The following is a 17,504-nucleotide window of genomic DNA, read 5'->3' on the forward strand; positions in this document are numbered from 1 at the left end:
GCAGACGGCAGACGGCAGACGGCAGACGGCAGACGGCAGACGGCAGACGGCAGACGGCAGACGGCAGACGGCAGACGGCAGACGGCAGACGGCAGACGGCGAACTCGGCTGGTTCTTGGTGGGTTTCGGGGCGTACGGGTGACGAACGACGCCACGTACGGACGGCGAATGCCCGCGCCCGGTACGCCCCTGGATGCGGGGACCGCGCACGGCGGAGCGACCAGGCGCACGTCACATGACGACCAGGGAACCCCCGACGGCGCGTGCGGGCACGCTGTCGGCGGCCGCCGTCATCCCGAAGTGGGCGCGCCCACTGGGGAGAGGGTGCCGTCGAGGTACGCCGTCCGGGTGGCGCGGCGCTGGATCTTCCCGCTGGACGTCTTCGGAATGGTGCCGGGGTGGACCAGCACCACATCGCGCACCGGCAGGCCGTGGGCCTCCCCGATCGCGCCGCGGATCAGGCCGACGATCTTCTCCGACTCGCCGAGCGCCTCCGGCGCCGTCTCCGCGACGACGACGGGCTGCTCGCCCTCCTCCTCCCCGGCGTCCACGGAGAAGGCGGCGGTACAGCCGGGCCGCAGCGACCAGTGGGACATCTCGGCGGACAGTTCCAGGTCCTGGGGGTAGTGGTTGCGGCCGCCGATGACCAGCAGGTCCTTCAGGCGGCCGGTGACGAAGAGTTCACCGTCCCGCAGGAAACCGAGGTCGCCGGTGCGCAGGAAGTGACCCTCGCGGTCCTTCAGGGTGGCCCGGAACGTCCGCCGGGTCGCGAGGGCGTTGCGCCAGTAGCCCTTGGCGACGCCCGCGCCGGCGACCCAGATCTCACCGACCTCGCCCTCGGGCAGTTCCTCCTGCCGCTCGGGGTCGGCGACGACCACGGTGGTGCCGGGGCCGGTCCGGCCGGAGCCGACCGCCGCCGCGTCCGCCGCGCCGGCGCGCGGCCCGGTCTCCGGGGACTCGACCAGGGTGGGCGGGGCCTGTACGGAGCCGCCGGTGACGATCAGGGTGGCCTCCGCCAGGCCGTAGCACGGGTAGAGGGCCTCCCGGCGGAGACCCGCGGCCGCGAAGGTCTCGGTGAACCGGCGCAGGGTGGCGGCCCGCACCGGTTCCGCGCCGTTGAAGGCGACCCGCCAACGGCTCAGGTCGAGCCCGTCGAGGAGTTCGGGCGTCGCGTGCTTCAGGCACAGCTCGTAGGCGAAGTTGGGGCCGCCGCTGGTGTGCGCGCGGTAGTGGCTGACGGCCTTCGGCCAGCGCTCGGGCCGGTGCAGGAAGTGCAGCGGCGAGAAGAACGTGGCGGTCACGCCGAGGTACACCGCGTTCAGGACCGGGCCGATGAGTCCCATGTCGTGGTAGACGGGAAGCCAGCTGACGAAGAGTTCGTGGCCGTATTCCTCGATCACCTCGGGGGTGTGACCCATCCGCTCCGTGATGACCCGCTCGTTGTCCAGCAGGTTCGCGTGGGTCACCATCACACCGCGCGGGGCGGAGGTGGATCCGGAGGTGTACTGGAGGAAGGCGACGGAGTCGGCGGTGAGATCGGGTTCGCGCCAGGAGCCGGCCGCTTCGTCGGGGATGTCCTCGGTCGCGACGCAGGTCATCCCGGCCAGTTCCGGCAGGTGCTCCGTCATGCCGGCCAGGGCGGCCATCACGTCACGGCTGCCCAGGATCACCTTGGCGTCCGCGTCGGCGATGAGGCGCTTGGTCCGGAGCAGGGCACGGTGGTTCTGCGACCGTCCCTGCGGAGGCACACCCGGCACGGCGACGACTCCGGCCGAAAGACAGCCCAGATAACCGGACATGAACTCGAGTCCGGGTGGATAGAGCAGCATCGCGCGGGAACCGGCCAGTCCGCGTTCCTGCAACCAGGCGGCGACGGCCCGGGACCGCTCGGCCAGCCGTCCGTAGGAGATGTCCTGGATCTCTCCGTCGCAGTCGCCCGTGACGAGATACCGGTAGGCGGTCCGGTCAGGCTGTCGGGAGGCGTGCGCGGTCAGTAAATCGACCAGGGAACGAGCCATATGAGGTGTCTCACCTGTTCGGATGAGTGAGCGAGAAAACTGGAGTTCGAAGGCCGCGTCACAGATACGCGCAGATGCCGTGTCCGCCTGGCCCCCTTGCCAGAACGTCCGTCTCGGCCAACCCGCCCGAGGAGCGACGGAACTGCCTCCGCCCGCTCCCCGCGACCCCCGTGCGACGTGCTACCAACGAGTAGGACGATAGCAAGAGTTATCGCTTCGACCGATGTAACCCCGAGTACAAATCGTGGAATTGCACGGTCCGCCCACCGAACACCGTTCCCGGACAGCTGAATTGGCTGGTGTGCGCCGGGAAGGATGTGAATATGTGTGTCGCGTCACCCACTTCGAACAATGTCCCGCTCATCGACAACGCGGGAATACGGCCGGTCCGCCACCCGGACACCACCCGGCCCGGCGTCGCGTCCAAGGCCGCGACCCGGGTTCCGGACAAGAGTGAGGCGGACCGCGCGATGCGCGGTCCGCCGAATACCCTCGCCCTCGAGGAATTACTGGCTGACGTTGATGGCCTGCCCTGCACCCGAGTCCGCCACCGACCACGAGGAGTGGTCGTTGAGCGCGGCCGACTCGTTGTGCGCGGAGATGTTGGCGACGTGCTTGGTGACGTTCACCGTCTTGCCGATGCTGAACTTCAGCCGGCCCAGAGCCTCACGGCCCGGCAGCAGCTCCGCCGACTCGGCGTCCAGTTCACGAGGATCCATCATGATCAATTCCCCCTAAGGAATCGGTGCTTTGTGCTCGTCGGGCGCGGTCAGGTTCCCCCCGGGCCGTGCCCAACTCCGTCGGACGAACTGTCCAACGAGATTGGACACTAGGGGACGGGGCGCCCGCGCCGCAAGGGATTCAAGAGGGACGACAGGGGCTGGATGGGAGTTCGAATAGACCACCCCCACCCCCGACCACCACCTCGATCCCCCCACCACTCCGCTCCCCCTCCCCCTCCCCTCCCTCGCGATTGCCCCGCGAACGGTCTTGCCGCAGCTCAACCACCCCCTTACCGTGAGTTTGTGCCGAACATAAACAAAACCCGAACGCGCAACGTCGCGCCGGACAACGGCAAGGACCTCACCCGCCTCCGTATAGCCCTGACCGCCTTCTTCGCCCTCGACGGGTTCGTCTTCGCCGGGTGGGTCGTCCGTATCCCCGCCATCAAGGAGCAGACCGGCGCCTCGGCGAGCACGCTCGGGCTCGCACTGCTCGGGGTCTCGGCCGGCGCGGTGATCACTATGACGCTCACCGGGAGGCTGTGCCGCCGGTTCGGCAACCACCCGGTGACCGTCGTCTGTGCCGTCATCCTGTCGCTGAGCGTGGCCCTGCCGCCGCTCACGCACTCCGCGGCGGCCCTGGGCGCCGTGCTCCTGGTGTTCGGCTCGGCCTACGGCGGGATCAACGTCGCGTTCAACAGCGCCGCCGTCGACCTGGTGGCCGCACTGCGACGGCCGATCATGCCCAGCTTCCACGCGGCGTTCAGTCTGGGCGGCATGATCGGCGCGGGCCTCGGCGGACTCGTCGCGGGATCGCTGTCCCCCACCCGTCATCTGCTGGGACTGACCTTCATCGGCCTGTTGGTGACCGCTGTGGCGGGACGCGTCCTGTTGCGTGAGGAGGCTCCGGCGGCACCGGACCACCGTCCGCACCACGACGACGCGCCCGCGGCACCGAACCGTACGCCCCACGACGACGCGGCACCGGGCAGCCGGCGCCCCGCCAAGGAGCGGGTACGCCGCCGCACGGACTCCCGTATCCGGGTCCTGGTACTCGTCTTCGGCGTGATCGCCCTGTGCACGGCGTACGGCGAGGGAGCCCTGGCCGACTGGGGGGCGCTCCACCTCGAACAGGACCTCGACGCCCATCCCGGGGTCGCGGCCGCCGGCTACTCCTGTTTCGCGCTCACCATGACGATCGGACGGCTCAGTGGGACGGCGCTGCTGGAGCGGCTCGGGCGGACCCGGATCCTGGTGGTGGGCGGTGCGACGGCCGCGGCCGGCATGCTGCTCGGGTCGCTCGCCCCCTCCGCGTGGGCCGCGCTCCTCGGATTCGCCGTCACGGGGCTCGGCCTCGCCAACATCTTCCCCGTCGCCATCGAACGCGCGGGCGCCCTGGCCGGACCCGGTGGAGTCGCCGCCGCGTCCACACTCGGCTACGGCGGCATGCTCCTCGGGCCGCCCGCCATCGGGTTCATGGCCGACTGGTTCTCCCTGCCCACGGCGCTCACCAGCGTGGCCGCCCTGGCCGCCGTGGCCGCCGCCATCGGCTTCACGACCCGACGGGTCGCGGTGGGCTGACGCCGGCCGCCGACCGTCCTCGGTCGGCGACCTCCCCGCCGCTTCGAGGCCATAACCCTGCCCGCCGACCCCGACCCCGGCCCGATCCGGCCCGACCCTCACCAGCTACAACGCCACCCCCGGCACCCCGTCCGCCCACCGCCTCGGCCGCCTGAGCCGCCGCCTGGGCCGCCGCCGAACGGACGCGGCGAACCGCCGATCGGACACCCTCGTGAACCTCTCCTCGCCGCGCGGTTCGTCCGGCAGACTCACCGCATGGACGTTCAGGAATTCGTGAAAGCCCTCGACGCGGAGGGCCGCTCGCTGGCGGCGGCGGCCGAGCGGGCGGGACCCGACGCCGAGGTGGCGACCTGTCCGGGCTGGCAGGTGCGGGACCTCGTACGGCACACGGGCATGGTGCACCGCTGGGCGAGGGCGTTCGTCACCGAGGGGCACACCGCGTATCTACGGGACGGCGGGCTGCCCGAACTCGACGGCGCCGAACTCCTGGCCTGGTTCCGCGACGGCCATCGCCGGCTCGTCGACAGCCTCGCCTCCGCGCCGTTGGACGTGGAGTGCTGGAGCTTTCTGCCCGCTCCCTCGCCGCTCGCCTTCTGGGCTCGGCGACAGGCGCACGAGACGACCGTGCACCGCGTCGACGCACAGTCCGCGCTCGACGGGACGCCGGATGCGGTCGCCCCGGACTTCGCGGTGGACGGGATCGACGAGTTGCTGCGCGGCTTCCACGGCCGGACGCGGAGCAAGGTACGCGCACAGGCGCCCTGCGTGCTGCGTGTGCGGGCCACGGACGCAGACGCGGTGTGGACCCTGCGGCTGTCACCCGAACCGCCCGTGAGCGAGCGGGGCCCGGCTCGGGGTGCGCGGCAGGACGAAGACCCTGACGTCGACTGCGAGGTGTCCGGCCCCGCCGCGCGGCTCTACCTGGCGCTGTGGAACCGGCTGCCGTTTCCGACGGTCACCGGCGACAGCTCACTCGTCGCGCTGTGGCGGGAGACGTCCGCGGTCACCTGGAGCTGAGCCGGGCGGTTCGGTCGTCCCCGGCGGTCGGGTCGCCCGCCAGCATCCGCGCGAGCACCGCGCGTTGCAGCGGCAGCACCTCACGGTGCAGGTCGAACCCCTTGGGCGTGAGGGACACCCGCACGCCCCGCCGGTCCTCCTGGCACATGCCCCGTGTCACGAGGCCGTCCTTCTCCAGTCGGGCCACCAGCCGGGACAGCGCGCTCTGGCTCAGATGCACGCGGTCGGAGATCTCCTGGACGCGGTAGGAGCAGGCGCCGTCCGCCTCGGCGTCACCGGCCAGCACGTCGAGCACCTCGAAGTCGCTCGCGCCCAGGCCGTGTCGGTGCAGCACGCGGTCGACCTCGCACAGGGTGCGCGCATGCACCGCGAGTATGTCGCGCCACTGGTCCACGAGCACCTGCTCGGCCTTCTCCGCCGCCATGGGCGCACGGTAGCAAAGAATCCTCTTTGTTGCATCGGCATTAAATGCATTTGCATTGAATGCATGTGCATGTACTCTCTCCGCATGACCTCCCCGCTCACCACCCCCGTGTCCCTGGGACGCTGGACCCCCCGACTGTGGGGCACCCTGCTGGTGCTCTGCGCCGCGATGTTCCTGGACGCGCTGGACGTGTCGATGGTCGGCGTCGCCCTGCCCTCCATCGGCTCCGAACTCGATCTCTCCACCTCGACGCTGCAATGGATCGTCAGCGGCTACATCCTGGGATACGGCGGACTGCTCCTGCTCGGCGGACGCACCGCCGACCTGTTGGGCCGCCGACAGGTCTTCCTCGTGGCCCTGGGAGTCTTCGCGCTCGCCTCACTGCTCGGCGGACTCGTCGACTCGGGCCCGCTGCTGATCGCCAGCCGCTTCATCAAGGGCCTCAGCGCGGCGTTCACCGCGCCGGCGGGCCTGTCGATCATCACCACGACCTTCCCCGAGGGCACGCTGCGCAACCGCGCCCTGTCGATCTACACCACCTGCGCCGCCACCGGCTTCTCGATGGGCCTCGTCCTGTCCGGCCTGCTCACCGAGGCCAGCTGGCGCCTGACCATGCTGCTGCCCGCGCCCATCGCGCTCCTCGCGCTCCTCGTCGGCATGAAGCTCCTGCCGCGCAGCGAACGGGAGAAGGACCACAACGGCTACGACATCCCGGGCGCGGTTCTCGGCACGGCATCGATGCTGCTGCTCGTGTTCACCGTCGTCCAGGCACCGCAAGCCGGCTGGGCCTCGGCCCGCACGCTGCTGTCCTTCCTCGCGGTCGCCGTCCTGCTCACGGTCTTCGTCCGGGTCGAGCGGCGCTCACCCGGACCTCTGATCCGGCTCGGGGTGCTGCGCTCCGGCAGCCAGATCAGGGCCCAGCTCGGCGCGATGGCGTTCTTCGGCTCGTACGTCGGCTTCCAGTTCCTGGTCACGCTCTATATGCAGTCGCTGCTCGGCTGGTCGGCGCTGCACACCGCGCTCGCCTTCCTTCCCGCGGGCGCGCTGGTCGCGCTCTCCTCGACCAAGGTCGGAGCCGTGGTGGACCGTTTCGGTACCCCGCGACTGATCGCCGCGGGCTTCGCGCTGATGGTTCTCGGCTACGCGCTGTTCACGCGCGTCAGCCTCGACCCGGTGTACGCGTCGGTGATCCTGCCCACGATGCTGCTGATCGGCGCGGCCTGCGCGCTGGTCTTCCCGTCGCTCAACATCCAGGCCACCAACGGCGTCGACGATCACGAACAGGGCATGGTCTCGGGCCTGCTCAACACCTCGGTCCAGGTGGGCGGCGCCATCTTCCTGGCGATCGTGACGGCGGTCGTCACCGCGAACTCCTCCGAGGGCTCCTCCCCGCAGGCCGTCCTCGACAGCTACCGGGCCGGCCTGCTCGTGGTCACGGGTATCGCCCTGGCGGGACTGCTGATCACCCTGCCGGGCCTGCGGACGCGGCGTCCGCGGGGGTCCGTCGTGGTCGCCAAGTCCGCGCGGCAGACGTCGCAGGAGACATCGCAGGAGCGGGTGCCGGTCCGCGACTGACCCGGTGGGCCGGGCCCACCCGGCCCACCGGCCCACCCGGCCCACCCGGCCCACCCGGCCCACCCGGCCCACCCGGGCCACCGGGCCACCGGGCCACCGGGCCACCGGGCCACCGGGCCACCGGGCACACCATCGCCCCGGCTCCACCGACCGACGAGCCCACAGTTCAACCCGATTCATCCCGTTCCGTACTCAACTCGACGCGCCCGGCCGGGCATTCCTTGCCCGCCGGGCGCGCCGCACGGACACTTGCCTGATGAGGCCAACACGTACGCAGGACCAACGGGACACGATCACCGTGGAAATCGGGTACGCGTTGCTCAGCGCGGCGTTCGTGGCGGCGCTCGCGTTGGGGGCGGTGTCCGGCCCCGCGCTGCTGTTCCATCTCCCCCTCGCCGTCGAGAAGTTCCTGATCACCTCGGGGATAATGCTGGCCGTGGCGCTCTTCGCCGTACGGGTGGTCACCGTGCTGATCCGCTTCGGCCGCGCGGCCGGCGCTCAGCCCAGCCACCCCGGCCGGACCAACCCCGACTCGTAGGCCATCACGACCAGTTGAGCCCGGTCGCGGGCTCCGAGCTTCACCATGGTCCGACTGACATGGGTCTTGGCGGTGAGCGGGCTGACGACAAGTCGCCTCGCGATCTCGTCGTTGGACAGACCGATGCCGACCAGCGCCATCACCTCCCGTTCCCGCTCCGTGAGCCGGCCGAGGAGGCCGGCCGCCGCGGGCTCCTTCGACCGGGCCGCGAACTCGGAGATGAGCCGCCGTGTCACCCCCGGCGACAACAGCGCGTCGCCCTCGACCACCGCCCGTACCGCGCGCAGGAGTTCGTCCGGCTCGGTGTCCTTGACAAGGAATCCGGAGGCGCCGGAGCGGATCGCCTCGAAGACGTACTCGTCCAGCTCGAAGGTGGTGAGCATGACCACCTTGACGTCCTTGAGCTCCTGGTCGCCGGTGATGCGACGGGTCGCGGCCAGCCCGTCCAGCACCGGCATGCGGATGTCCATCAGAACGACGTCGGGCCGCAGTGCGCGCACCTTGCGCAGCGCCTCGTCGCCGTCTGCCGCCTCACCGGCCACCTCCAGGTCTGCCTGTGCGTCGAGCAGCGCCTTGAAGCCTGCCCTGACCAGTGACTGGTCGTCGGCGAGCAGTACGCGGATCACCGGTCCTCCTTGACCTGCAGGGGCAGTACGGCCAGTACGCGGAAGCCACCGTCGTCGCGCGCGCCCGCCTCGATCGTGCCACCGAGGGCGACGGCCCGCTCCCGCATGCCGGCCAGCCCGTGCCCGCTGCCGCCCGCGTCGGCGCCGGTCCCGGGTCCGTCGTCGTCGATGCGCAGCCGCAGCGCGTCCCCCGCCGGCTCGATCCGCACACGCGCGTGCCGCGATCCCGAGTGCCGCACGACATTGGTGAGGGCCTCCTGGACGATCCGGAACGCGGCGAGGTCGATGCCCGGCGGAAGCTTCGGGGGGGTGCCCCGGACCTCAACGGCCAGGCCGGCGGCCGCCGCCTGCTCGACGAGCTCGGGGAGCCGGTCGAGTCCGGGAGCCGGAGCCCGCGGCGCGTCTCCGGGGGTACGCAGGGTTTCGAGTACCTGCCGGACCTCGCCGAGCGCCTCCTTGCTCGCCGCCTTGATGGTGGTGAGCGCCGAGCGTGCCTGCTCCGGGTCGGAGTCGAGCAGCGCGAGGCCGACACCCGCCTGGACATTGATCACCGAGATGCTGTGTGCCAGGACGTCGTGCAGTTCGCGGGCGATCCGCAGCCGCTCCTCGTCGGCGCGACGCGCCGCGGCCTGCGCGCGCTCGGCGCGGTCGCGGGCCCACTGCTCACGGCGGACGCGCACCAGCTCCGAGACGGCCACGATCGCCACGCCCCAGGTGGCGACGCCGATCTCCCGGGTCCAGGAGACCGCCCGGTCCCCCGCCGGCGGCAGCCAGTGATAGAGCCAGTGCGCCATGAGCAGATGGCCGAGCCAGAGCATGCCGATGGCCGCCCAGGCCGCTCGGCGGTGTCCCGCCACGACCGCGCCGAAGCAGCCGACGGCGGCCGTGACGAAGACGGGCCCGTACGGGTATCCGGCGGCCAGGTAGACCAGGGTCACCGTGGCCGTGCCGAAGGCGACGAGCACCGGACGCCGCTGCCGCCACAGCAGCAGACCGCACCCCACGAGCAGCAGAGCCCGCGCGAAGGGGTCGAGGGCCGCGCGATCTCCAACCTGGGCGTGCGCGGCGAACTGCGAGCCGACGAGCACGAGGACGGTCAGGAGCAGAGTGGAGCGCCAGGGCAGGCGGCCCGCGCGCCCCTCGGAGTCCCCGGGATCCCCGCCGGTCCACCCCTGCGGCCCGGTCCGACCCAGGGGCCCGTGCCGCCACCACGGCGGTCCACCGCCCCACCCCGGGGACCTGGGGGTTCGCTGCTCTTCCATGACGGTCACGCTAGACGGCACCGGCCGCCGACCGCGTCAGCCGGGCGAGGTGATCACACGTACTCCCCACGGAGTAGCGCCGCCCGCCGCACACCACCGGTCCGCACCCCCACACCACCGGGGTCCCATCGCGGCGCCGGGCCTTCCCATGGCCGTGGCTCAGGAGCCGGCCCGGCCACTCCGTCCGCCCGTCGCCCCCGCCGGCTCCGGGTACACCAGTCCCACAGCGTGGGCGAGCTGGTCCGCCGCGTGCCGGAAGAACTCCTCCCGGTCCTCGACGACCCTGTTGAACTGCCCGAAGACCTCGAACCCGATCAGGCCGTAGAGCTGCGACCAGGCGGCCACGAGTGCCACGACGGCCTCGGACGGGAGGTCGGGAGCGAGGTCGGCGGCCATCCGCCGCGCCTCCGCCCGCAGCCCGGCGGGCAGCGGGGTGCGGGCCACGCCCTTGCCCTGGTGGGCGTCGCGGACGATCCCGATCAGGAGCAGCCCCACGCGGGAGGCGGCCGGGACGGTGGTCTGCGGCGCGGTGTATCCGGGCACGGGCGAACCGTAGATGAGCGCGTACTCGTGCGGATGCTCCAGCGCCCAGTGGCGCGCCGCCACGCAGACCGCGATCCAGCGCTCGCGCGGGCCGGCTGTCACGACCTCGGCATGCGCCGTCTCCGCGCTCTCGCCGAGGGAGTCGTAGGCGTCGATGATGAGCGCGGTCAACAGGTCGTCGCGGCTGGGGAAATAGCGGTAGAGCGCGGAGGAGGCCATACCGAGTTCGCGGGCGACGGCGCGCAGCGAGAGCTTGGCGGCCCCCTCCTCGGCGAGTTGTCTGCGTGCCTCTTCCTTGATGGCCGCGGTGACCTCGATCCTGGCTCGGGCGCGTACTCCTCGTGCGGTCGTCATGGAAGGCAGTCTGCCACGTTTCCAGAGCACTGCACACAAACGAGAGCACCGCTCTTGCTTTGGATCACCGCTCTCGTGCAGACTGCTCTCAAGCGAGAGCAGTGCTCACAAAAGCGAGCGGCGCTCTCCCATTCGATAGGGGGCATCATGTCCACGCATGTCCAGAAGCCCGGCTGGTTCACCGTCAACGTCTTCAACCGCGCCGTGGCCTGGATGACCCGTCGCGGTCTCAGCGTCTGGGGATCCCGGGGCCTGGCCGTCCGCGGCCGCAAGAGCGGCGAATGGCGGACGACTCCGGTCAACCTGCTCACCGTGGACGGGCAGTACTACCTGGTCGCGCCGCGTGGCCACGTCCAGTGGACGCACAACATGCGGGCCGCGGGCGGTGGCGAACTGCGCCTCGGCAAGGAGGCCGACACGTTCACGGCGACCGAGGTCACCGACGACGACAAGGTCCCGCTGCTGCGCGCCTACCTCAAGCGCTGGAAGGCCGAGGTCGGCGTCTTCTTCAAGGGCGTCGGTCCCGACTCCTCCGACGAGGAGCTGCGCCGCATCGCCCCCGACCACCCGGTGTTCCGGGTCCTGATCAAGAACTGACCACGGCCGCCCGGGATCCGGCCGGCCCCCGCATCACCCGCGGCAAGGCTCGGCGCGACGCCCCGGCAACGGAAGCCCCGGCCGCCGAGGGACCGTCGGCTGACCGGCCCACGCCTCCCAGGCGTTCGGCCCGACACGCTCGGGCCACCGTCCGGCACGCACCGACCACCATCCCGGCCCACCCCGACCACCCGGACCGTACCCCACGCAGCCACCCGGCCCGACGAGCCGACGCCCGCCCATCATCGATCCGGCGTCCGCGGTCCGTCACGAGCCCGCCTCGCCGAGGCCTTCCCTGTCCGGTTCAGGCGACCCTCGACGTGCCTGGACCGCCGTCCGGTTCACTTGTCGAGTGCGGTGAGGGCACGCCCGGCCAGCGGGTGGGAGCGCACGAGTTCGCCCAGTGTGGTCGAGCCGCGCGTGATCCGCGCGAACGCGTTCCAGGCGGGCCGGAAGCCGGTCAGGACCGCGTGCAGGGTGCCCGGCCGCCGCTCGAAAGCGGTGAGCATGCGCTTGCCGACGCTCATCTCCACGCCGAGCCCGGCCTTGATGGCGAAGGCGTAGTTGAGCGCCTGGCGGCGGGTGTCCACCGCGTCGTGCGCCTCGGCGATCCGGACCGCCCACTCCCCCGCCAGCCGCCCGGAGCGCAGCGCGAAGGAAATGCCCTCGCGCGTCCACGGCTCCAGGAGTCCCGCCGCGTCCCCGCACACGAGCACCCGCCCGCGCGACAGCGGCGAGTCGTCGGCACGGCAGCGCGTCAGGTGACCCGAGGAGATGCTCGGCTCGAACCCGGCCAGCCCGAGCCGGGCGATGAAGTCCTCCAAGTACCGCTTGGTGGCCGCGCCTTCACCGCGGGCGGAGATCACACCGACGGTGAGGGTGTCGCCCTTGGGAAACACCCAGCCGTAACTGCCGGGCATGGGACCCCAGTCGATCAGGACCCGCCCCTGCCAGTCCTCGGCGACTGTCTCCGGCACCGGGATCTCCGCCTCGAGGCCGAGGTCGACCTGGTCGACCTTCACCCCGACGTGCGCCCCTATGCGGCTGGCGCTGCCGTCCGCGCCGACCACCGCCCGGGTCAGCACCGTCTCGCCTCCCTGCAGCACGACGGCGACGGTGCGCCGGTCCGGCACGGCCGACCCGTGCTGCTCGACCCGCGAGACCGTGACGCCCGTACGCAGCTCGGCGCCCGCCTTCTGCGCGTGCTCGACGAGCTGCTGGTCGAACTCGGGCCGGTTGATCAGCCCGAACAGCATCTGCTTCGAGCGCCGGGTACGGGTGAACTTGCCGTCCAGCGAGAACGTGACCGCGTGCACGCGGTCTCTCAGCGGCAGCTCGAAGCCGGGTGGCAGCGCGTCGCGCGAGGGGCCGATGATTCCGCCGCCGCACGTTTTGTAGCGCGGCAGCTCCGCCTTCTCCAGCAACAGGACGCTGCGTCCCGCGACCGCTGCCGCATAGGCGGCCGAGGCGCCCGCTGGCCCCGCGCCGACCACGACGACGTCCCACACCATCTGTCCGTCGTCCGCCGAAGAGTTCTCGCTGCTCACGATGGTCTACTGCTCCCAGTCCAGCCGTCTGCCGCACCTGTCTCCCGCATCCTACGGTGGACGTCGCCGCAGGCCACTGTGGGAGGATCGGCACCGTATGCGCCCTGCACACCAGTGCGCGTGTGCGCACCGCCCGGTCACCCGTACACAGAAGTACAACGTCGCACCCACAAGGAGCGTGCCCATGTCGTCGAATCCGGTCGCCGAGACCGTCGCCTCGCTGATGCCCGCGGCAAAGGCGGAGCTCACCGAACTGGTGGCCTTCAAATCGGTGGCGGACTTCGGCCAGTATCCGCGCGTCGAGAGCGAGGGCGCGGCCAACTGGATCGCCGACACCCTGCGTGCCGAGGGCTTCCAGGACGTGACACTGCTCGACACCCCGGACGGGACGCAGTCGGTGTACGGCTTCCTGCCCGGGCCCGAGGGCGCGCGGACCGTCCTGCTGTACGCGCACTACGACGTGCAGCCGCCGCTGGACGAGGCCGCCTGGACCACTCCGCCGTTCGAGCTGACGGAGCGGGACGGCCGTTGGTACGGGCGCGGGACCGCCGACTGCAAGGGCGGCCTGGTCATGCACCTCCTCGCGCTGCGCGCGCTGAAGGCGAACGGCGGCGTTCCGGTGAGCGTCAAGGTCATCGTCGAGGGTTCGGAGGAACAGGGCACGGGCGGACTCGAGCGGTACGCCGAGGAGCACCCGGAGCTGCTGGCCGCGGACACCATCGTCATCGGCGACGTCGGCAACTTCCGGCTCGGTCTGCCCACGGTCACCTCGACGCTGCGCGGAATGACCCTCGTACGTGTCCGGATCGACACCCTCGAAGGCAACCTGCACTCGGGGCAGTTCGGCGGCGCGGCACCGGACGCGCTCGGCGCGCTGATCCGGGTCCTGGACTCACTGCGCGCGAAGGACGGTTCGACGACGGTCGACGGACTGAGCGGTGACGCGCGCTGGGAGGGCCTGCAGTACGACGAGGAGGCGTTCCGCCAGGACGCCAAGGTGCTCGACGGGGTGGAGCTGATCGGCTCCGGTTCGGTCGCCGACCGCATCTGGGCCCGTCCGGCCGTCACGGTCCTCGGCATCGACTGCCCGCCCGTCGTCGGCGCCACTCCGTCCGTGCAGGCGGGTGCCCGTGCGCTGGTCAGCCTCCGGGTGCCGCCGGGCACGGACGCGGCCGAGGCGACCAAGCTGCTGCAGGCCCACCTGGAGGCGCACGCACCGTGGGGCGCGCGGGTGAGCACCGAGCAGATCGGGCAGGGCCAGCCCTTCCGCGCCGACACCTCCAGCCCCGCGTACACGGCGATGGCGGAGGCGATGGCGGTCGCGTACCCGGGCGAGAAGATGCAGTCGGCGGGCCAGGGCGGCTCCATCCCGCTGTGCAACACGCTGGCCTCGCTCTACCCGCGGGCGGAGATCCTCCTCATCGGGCTGAGCGAGCCGGAGGCACAGATCCACGCGGTGAACGAGAGCGTCTCGCCGGACGAGTTGGAGCGTCTGTCGGTCACGGAGGCGCTGTTCCTGCAGAAGTACGCGGCGAGCTGAGCAGCCCTGGGAGGGGGCCGCGCCTCACGACGAGGCGCGGCCCTCCACCACACGTCGGGCGAAGTCACGGCGCCGTGCGCGATGCGCGGGGTGGCGGGCATGTCTGCCGCACGCGGCGGCGGGAGCCCGTACCTTGAACTGATTCGCCGTCAACTCGCTTGGCGCGCACCGGACTCGGCCGGCTCAGCCGACCGGGACACCGGCCTCCAGATACAGTGCGGCGCCACGTTCCCGCGCCCGCAGCGCCCACCGCAGCCGCTCGTAGCGCACCGGGGGCAGCAGGTCGGCCGCCTCCTGTTCGGTGGCGAAGCGCCAGGCACGCAACTCCGGTCCCGGCAGCAGCAGTCGGCGGGCCTCGTCGGAGCCGAGCAGGCCGCCGTCGTAGAGGAGGCGCAGACCGCCGTAACCGGGCGGCGCGGGCGGTTCCCAGTCGACGACGAGCAGGCCGGGTACGTCGTCGAGCCGTATGCCGGTCTCCTCGGCGACCTCGCGCATGCCCGCACGGGCGGGGGCCTCGCCGGACTCGACGACGCCGCCGGGAAACTCCCAGCCGGCCTTGTACGTCGGGTCGACGAGCAGCACCCGGTCCTGCTCGTCGAAGAGGAGCACGCCCGCGGCGACGGTCTCGGAGGTGGGTTCGGGGGTCTGCACGATGTCGCAGGCGGCCACGCCGCCGGTGCGGACCGCCTCGGCGATGCGCAGTGCGGTGTCGTACGGGGTCAGGGCGCTGGTGTCGACGGGGTGGGCGTCGGCGGTGAGCCAGGAGGCGAGCGCCGTGCGGTAGGGCTCGATGTGGTCGTAGCACCACTGGCGCATCCGTATCTCGCCCTCTGGCAGGTCCTCGGGTATCTCCCGGCCCGCGATGCGCTCGCGCAGGATCGTTTCCGCCGGAGCGAGGAGGACATGGCGCACCTCGATCCGGCGCGAGGCGAGGCCGCCGAAGATCTCGTCGCGGTACTCCTGACGCAGGAGGGTCATGGGAACCACGAGGACGCCGCCGAGCTCCGCGAGCATGGCGGCCGCGGTGTCGACCACCAGGCGCCGCCAGATCGGCAGGTCCTGGAAGTCGCCGACCTCGGCGAGGTGCTTGGGCGGCAGCAGTTTCGTGAGTCCGCCGCCGATGACCTCGGGGTCGAAGAGCGTGCTGTTCGGGATCAGGTCGATCAGTTCCCGTGCGGTGGTGGTCTTCCCCGCACCGAACGCACCGTTGATCCAGACGATCACGGTTCCCCCTCTTCTGTTGGCCCCCTGTGGCTTGCCCGCTCCACCCTGCCACGGAAACCAGCCCCTGATGAGGGAGCCGAACGGCGCGTCGCCGACCCCCCGTCGCTGGGGCACCGGCGCCGCGCGCGTGCCGCTTCGGCTCAGGCGTTCCGGTCCGGCGCTCAGCCCTTCCGGTCCGGTGCGGAGTCGCCCGTGGCCAGGCTTTCGCTGCTGAGCGTGTGGTCGACGGAGCTGAGCGTGTCGTCGACGTGCAGGTCGCCGAGGGCACTGCCGTCGAGGGCATGGGACGGGGTGATCGCCGCGACGACGAACCCGGTGGCGAGGGAGGCGATGGCCAGCATGCTGCGCTTCTTCATGCCCGGTTCAACTCCCAAAACGGCGACGGGTCACGGTCCGGTGACGACAAGTCACGGCTCGGTCACGCAAACCCCGCTCGCCCCTTCCGGACACATGCGCGCCACTACCGTCATCCCACGCGAAACACCCCGAGGGGGACGACCGTGACCAATCCGTACAGCCCAGGACCCGCCGGCGCGCCTCCGGCCCCGAACGTCCGCACCGCGCCCGGCTGGGCGCGCAAACGCTACGTCGTGCCCGCGCTCGCCGTGACCCTGTTCGTCGGGGTCGGCATCGGCAACAGCGGTGGGGGCTCCACCGAGTCGGCCGCGGCCCGGACCCGCCCGACACCCACCGTCACCGCCACGGCTACGGCCACCGCCACGGAGACGGCGACCGAGACGGTCACCGCGACACCCTCCGCCACCGTGACCGTGCGGACGACGAAGACCGTACGCGCGACGGTCACCGCGCGGCCGGCCGCCGCGGGCGGCGGCAGCGACGACAGCGACGGAAGCGGCGGTGGAAGCGCCGTGTACTACGAGAACTGCACCGCCGCCCGTGCGGCGGGTGCCGCTCCCGTACACGTCGGGGACCCCGGCTACGGCCGCCATCTCGACCGTGACGGGGACGGGGTGGGCTGCGAATGAGGAGCTACGGCCTCAGGCGATCCCCGGAACCGCCCGTCCGCCATGGGTCGATGACAGTCGACCAGAAAACACGGCGTGCGCCGTTTCGTATCCTGTCAGTGCATTCCGTCCGCATCAGTACCACTTGGGGGAATACGTGCGCACCCGGATCATCAGTGCCGTCCTGCTCACGGTCGGCGTCGGCGGTGTCGCCGCCTGTCAGCCGACGGACGGCAGCAAGGCCGACGGCACTTCGGCCCCGACCGCCGCGGCTTCGACACCGAAGGACGACAAGCCGACCGCGGCCGAACGGAAAACGGTGCCCGACTTCGTCGGCATGGGCCTGCAGTCCGCTCAGGACAAGGCGCAGAAGCAGGGCTTCCGTTCGCTGAGGTCGCACGACTCGCTCGGCCGTGACCGCCACCAGATCCTCGACCGGGACTGGAAGGTCTGCTCACAGAACATGAGGGCCGGCACGACGGCCGGCACCGACACGACACTGGACTTCGGTTCGGCGAAGCTCGCCGAGACATGCCCGTCGAAGGATGTGGCGGCCCCGTCCACGGCGGGCGGGAAGATTCCGGACTTCTCGGGGAAGTCCGTGAAGGCGGCGCGGGCCGCGCTCGACCCGGGCACGTCCTTCACGGTCAAGGACGCTTCCGACGCGAGGCGTTGGATCCTGGTCGAGAGCAACTGGAAGGTGTGCACCCAGTCTCCGGCCGCCGGCACCGCACTCCGCGGCCGGCCGGTGGAACTCACAGCGGTCAAGTTCGACGAACCCTGCTAGTAAGGGCGGACAGGGGGCCGACGCTCGCATCCCTCGGCCGGCCACGAAGGACCGCGTCCGGCGAGGGGCTGCGGCGCGCCGGGGTCAAGGCGTCTGACTCAGCACGATTTTCGCCGGGACCTCCGATGTCCCGCCGCGCCTTCGGATACGGCACTGCCCTCCGGGCGCCGACTGCCCCGTGCAC

Annotated in this window: 17 protein-coding genes; 8 read left to right on the forward strand and 9 right to left on the reverse strand. The window is 71.5% G+C overall.

Going from position 1 to position 17,504, the window contains the following annotated elements; all coding sequences use genetic code 11:
• Window positions 1–290: 290 nt before the first annotated feature.
• Together HEP85_RS05520 and HEP85_RS05525 are read right to left on the reverse strand one after the other, a co-directional pair.
• Window positions 291–2,018: a fatty acyl-AMP ligase gene (locus tag HEP85_RS05520; RefSeq protein ID WP_365219154.1), complete on the reverse strand. Its 1,728-nt coding sequence runs from the start codon at window positions 2,016–2,018 to the stop codon at window positions 291–293.
• 506 nt (window positions 2,019–2,524) lie between these two features.
• Window positions 2,525–2,740, reverse strand: a complete 216-nt coding sequence (locus HEP85_RS05525; protein ID WP_194280770.1) for a hypothetical protein — start codon at window positions 2,738–2,740, stop codon at window positions 2,525–2,527.
• 303 nt (window positions 2,741–3,043) lie between these two features.
• Here HEP85_RS05525 and HEP85_RS05530 point away from each other — a divergent pair, with 303 nt between their 5' ends.
• Window positions 3,044–4,321, forward strand: coding sequence for an MFS transporter (locus HEP85_RS05530; RefSeq protein WP_168526695.1), 1,278 nt, complete (start codon window positions 3,044–3,046; stop codon window positions 4,319–4,321).
• A gap of 255 nt (window positions 4,322–4,576) precedes the next feature.
• Window positions 4,577–5,338: a maleylpyruvate isomerase family mycothiol-dependent enzyme gene (locus HEP85_RS05535; protein ID WP_168526697.1), complete on the forward strand. Its 762-nt coding sequence runs from the start codon at window positions 4,577–4,579 to the stop codon at window positions 5,336–5,338.
• Here the strand turns inward: HEP85_RS05535 and HEP85_RS05540 are convergent.
• Window positions 5,325–5,762: a MarR family winged helix-turn-helix transcriptional regulator gene (locus HEP85_RS05540; RefSeq protein WP_168526699.1), complete on the reverse strand. Its 438-nt coding sequence runs from the start codon at window positions 5,760–5,762 to the stop codon at window positions 5,325–5,327. The genes HEP85_RS05535 and HEP85_RS05540 overlap by 14 nt on opposite strands.
• A gap of 84 nt (window positions 5,763–5,846) precedes the next feature.
• On the opposite strand from HEP85_RS05540, the gene HEP85_RS05545 reads away from it, so the two are divergent.
• The gene (locus HEP85_RS05545; protein ID WP_168526700.1) at window positions 5,847–7,337 is read left to right on the forward strand and encodes an MFS transporter; all 1,491 of its coding nucleotides are present in this window, start codon (window positions 5,847–5,849) and stop codon (window positions 7,335–7,337) included.
• A gap of 256 nt (window positions 7,338–7,593) precedes the next feature.
• A complete protein-coding gene (locus HEP85_RS05550; RefSeq protein ID WP_168526703.1) occupies window positions 7,594–7,875 on the forward strand; it encodes a DUF6332 family protein in 282 nt (93 codons plus the stop codon).
• On the opposite strand, the gene HEP85_RS05555 is transcribed toward HEP85_RS05550, so the two are convergent.
• The 3 genes from HEP85_RS05555 to HEP85_RS05565 form a co-directional block, all read right to left on the reverse strand.
• Window positions 7,836–8,501: a response regulator transcription factor gene (locus tag HEP85_RS05555; RefSeq protein ID WP_168526705.1), complete on the reverse strand. Its 666-nt coding sequence runs from the start codon at window positions 8,499–8,501 to the stop codon at window positions 7,836–7,838. The genes HEP85_RS05550 and HEP85_RS05555 overlap by 40 nt on opposite strands.
• Window positions 8,498–9,772, reverse strand: coding sequence for a sensor histidine kinase (locus HEP85_RS05560; protein WP_356011872.1), 1,275 nt, complete (start codon window positions 9,770–9,772; stop codon window positions 8,498–8,500). Before HEP85_RS05560 ends, HEP85_RS05555 begins: the two co-directional genes overlap by 4 nt.
• A gap of 150 nt (window positions 9,773–9,922) precedes the next feature.
• A complete protein-coding gene (locus tag HEP85_RS05565; protein WP_168526707.1) occupies window positions 9,923–10,660 on the reverse strand; it encodes a TetR/AcrR family transcriptional regulator in 738 nt (245 codons plus the stop codon).
• Between the two features lie 147 nt (window positions 10,661–10,807).
• Between HEP85_RS05565 and HEP85_RS05570 the strand changes: the two genes are divergently transcribed.
• Window positions 10,808–11,257 carry a nitroreductase family deazaflavin-dependent oxidoreductase gene (locus HEP85_RS05570; RefSeq protein ID WP_168526709.1) on the forward strand — a complete coding sequence of 150 codons (450 nt, stop codon included), beginning with the start codon at window positions 10,808–10,810 and terminating at the stop codon, window positions 11,255–11,257.
• 341 nt (window positions 11,258–11,598) lie between these two features.
• Here the strand turns inward: HEP85_RS05570 and HEP85_RS05575 are convergent, their stop codons facing one another.
• The gene (locus HEP85_RS05575; RefSeq protein WP_168526711.1) at window positions 11,599–12,804 is read right to left on the reverse strand and encodes a geranylgeranyl reductase family protein; all 1,206 of its coding nucleotides are present in this window, start codon (window positions 12,802–12,804) and stop codon (window positions 11,599–11,601) included.
• Between the two features lie 184 nt (window positions 12,805–12,988).
• On the opposite strand from HEP85_RS05575, the gene HEP85_RS05580 reads away from it, so the two are divergent.
• Window positions 12,989–14,344, forward strand: a complete 1,356-nt coding sequence (locus HEP85_RS05580; RefSeq protein WP_168526713.1) for a dipeptidase — start codon at window positions 12,989–12,991, stop codon at window positions 14,342–14,344.
• A 183-nt stretch (window positions 14,345–14,527) separates the two neighbouring features.
• Here the strand turns inward: HEP85_RS05580 and HEP85_RS05585 are convergent, their stop codons facing one another.
• Window positions 14,528–15,568, reverse strand: a complete 1,041-nt coding sequence (locus HEP85_RS05585; protein WP_168526715.1) for an NUDIX hydrolase — start codon at window positions 15,566–15,568, stop codon at window positions 14,528–14,530.
• Window positions 15,569–15,729: 161 nt separating this feature from the next.
• On the reverse strand, window positions 15,730–15,924 hold the full coding sequence (locus HEP85_RS05590; RefSeq protein WP_168526717.1) for a hypothetical protein: 195 nt from the start codon (window positions 15,922–15,924) through the stop codon (window positions 15,730–15,732).
• Between the two features lie 144 nt (window positions 15,925–16,068).
• Here HEP85_RS05590 and HEP85_RS05595 point away from each other — a divergent pair, with 144 nt between their 5' ends.
• Both HEP85_RS05595 and HEP85_RS05600 read left to right on the forward strand, forming a co-directional pair.
• Window positions 16,069–16,554 carry an excalibur calcium-binding domain-containing protein gene (locus HEP85_RS05595; RefSeq protein ID WP_369657612.1) on the forward strand — a complete coding sequence of 162 codons (486 nt, stop codon included), beginning with the start codon at window positions 16,069–16,071 and terminating at the stop codon, window positions 16,552–16,554.
• A gap of 136 nt (window positions 16,555–16,690) precedes the next feature.
• Window positions 16,691–17,320 (forward strand): hypothetical protein, encoded by a 630-nt coding sequence (locus HEP85_RS05600; protein ID WP_369657613.1) that lies wholly within the window; start codon window positions 16,691–16,693, stop codon window positions 17,318–17,320.
• The last annotated feature ends 184 nt before the right edge of the window (window positions 17,321–17,504 follow it).

Source organism: Streptomyces sp. RPA4-2 (assembly GCF_012273515.2).
Lineage (GTDB): Bacteria > Actinomycetota > Actinomycetes > Streptomycetales > Streptomycetaceae > Streptomyces > Streptomyces kaempferi.